General features: G+C 44.8%; 2 protein-coding genes. One reads left to right on the forward strand and one right to left on the reverse strand.

Annotated features, from left to right (window positions below; all coding sequences use genetic code 11):
• A partial coding sequence (locus ACXLDX_RS10220) for a sigma-54 interaction domain-containing protein (RefSeq protein ID WP_457577081.1) occupies positions 1–1,174 on the reverse strand: 1,174 nt, incomplete at its 3' end.
• A 514-nt stretch (positions 1,175–1,688) separates the two neighbouring features.
• Here ACXLDX_RS10220 and ACXLDX_RS10225 point away from each other — a divergent pair.
• Positions 1,689–2,018 (forward strand): thioredoxin family protein, encoded by a 330-nt coding sequence (locus tag ACXLDX_RS10225; RefSeq protein WP_457577082.1) that lies wholly within the window; start codon positions 1,689–1,691, stop codon positions 2,016–2,018.
• The last annotated feature ends 220 nt before the right edge of the window (positions 2,019–2,238 follow it).

The following is a 2,238-nucleotide window of genomic DNA, read 5'->3' on the forward strand; positions in this document are numbered from 1 at the left end:
CTTCCGGTTCGATTCTGTCATTTTTACAGAGAACAAAGGCGTGTTCTATGCTGTTTTCAAGTTCCCTGATATTTCCCGGCCAATTGTAATCCATAAAAATCCGCATGGCCCGGCGGGAAATATCCAGGATCTGTTTGCCGGTTTTGTCGTTGAATTTTTTGATAAAATGGCTGATCAACAGCGGGATGTCTTCCTTACGATTCCTGAGAGGAGGCAGCAGGATCGGGAAAACCTTGAGCCGGTAGTAGAGGTCTTCCCGAAAAAGACCTTCTCTCACCCTTGCGTAGAGATCCCGGTGAGTGGCAGCAACGATACGGATATTGATTTTTCTTTTCCTCGACTCCCCGACACGTTCGATTTCCCGTTCCTGTAACACCCGCAACAGCTTTACCTGTATGAAAGGGCTTAATTCTCCAATTTCGTCCAGGAAAACTGTCCCGCCTTCGGCTTCTTCGAAACGTCCGACCCTGTCCCGGACAGCGCCGGTGTATGCCCCTTTAATGTGACCGAAAAGCTCGCTTTCAAGCAGGGTTTCTGAAAGGGCAGAGCAATTGACAGTCACAAGGGGATGTGATTTTCGTGTGCTGTTGAAGTGAATGGCTCCTGCAACCAGCTCTTTGCCTGTACCGCTTTCACCATGGATAAGGACAGTGGCATCACTGGCGGCGGCGGCTTCAATTGCAGAAAAAACGTCGCGCATAGGACGGCTTTTCGCGATGATATTATCAAGACGGTGAATTTCTCCAAGGCGAAGAGCCGCTTCTTCTGCCCGTTTTCTGGCCTGGTTCAGTTCCGTGAGATCAGTTACTGTTTCAACGATACCCAGAATTGTTCCCTGTTCATCTTTGACAACACTTGCATTTTTAATAACGGAAACATCATGACCGTTCCTGTGTTGCAGCAGACATTCTTTTGCTTCGGAATGTTGCAGTTCAAGAATCTTGCAGGTTTTAATATCTGCTGGACAGTTTTTTCCAAAACAGCGGCTGCAACGCAGGATTTCACAGGTTTTTCCCAGGGCTTCTTCTGCGGGGTAGCCGCTGATTCTCTCCATGGAGGAATTCCAGGAGGAGATAATGCCCCGACTGTCCATGGTGAATACACCATCGGCCATTGAATCTATAATCTGATTGACAAACCTGCGATTCCAAATTTCGTGGGTTTTTTTACTCATAATATATGCGTATTGTGTTATTGAGGGTAACGTTACTATCGTTACCTGGAGTTGTAGCCTTTTTTATGATACGATGTCAATCATGAATTCGTGAGCATTCAATGTATGAAATTCTGGAGGGATACGGAGAAATCGCCTGGAGTTGAATAATTGGCATGGAAATTGTTCTAAAATATGGGGACAGATATGCAGGGTGAAGGGGAATTGGTAGGATCGCCAGTGTCTGTCCAGAAATGAGGATTTTTGTTTGAGATCAAGGAGCACGGGAAATTTCACCGCAGGCATATAATTGATATCGGAGTCTACGCTTACCTCCGAGGATAAAATGTTTCGGGCAACGCAGATATCGGGCAAAAAGACCAACTATGGACAGGCACCCGTTAACGATTAACAGGTGCCTCCCCTGAGTGAATGGTTGCAGGTTGGCAAATGATTTTTTTAAACAACCATTAAAATATTTTAACCGTATTTTCATTGTATTATTAACAAATCTGATTACTCACGAAACTCAGCAATGACACAGTTGGTTGAAATTATTTCACTGCAGGAATTTGAAAAAGTAATAGAAAAAGGTCTTCGGCTGGTGCTGTTTACTGCTTCCTGGTCAAGACCGTGCCAGGAACAGTGCAGGAATGTCCACAAAATAGAAAAAGATCTTGTGGGGTTGGTGCCGGTTGCTCTGGTGGACGTGGAAAAATGCCCTTCTATTGCGGCAGATGTCGTTATTCAGACTATACCGACATGTGTCATTTATCGGGACAGGGAAGAGATCCTTCGTCTGGTTGGACTGCAACGGGAGGAGGTTCTTCGTTCTGTAGTAAAAGAAATCAGGAGAAAAAAATAGAGGGGTGCCCGCTTGAGTAATGGCCCCGGAGGAAAAGTCATGGGAAAATGTGTCAATCACCCTGATCGAGAGACAAATTATTTCTGTCAGAAACAGAATGTTTATTTTTGTGAGGAGTGTATGCATTGCAGGGATCCAAAAATATATTGCAAATTTCGTTCATCCTGCATGATCTGGTTTATAACCAGAAAAAGTGAAGGGCTTGATGAAAAGGAAAAAA

It is taken from the genome of Desulfomarina sp., from assembly GCF_054039375.1.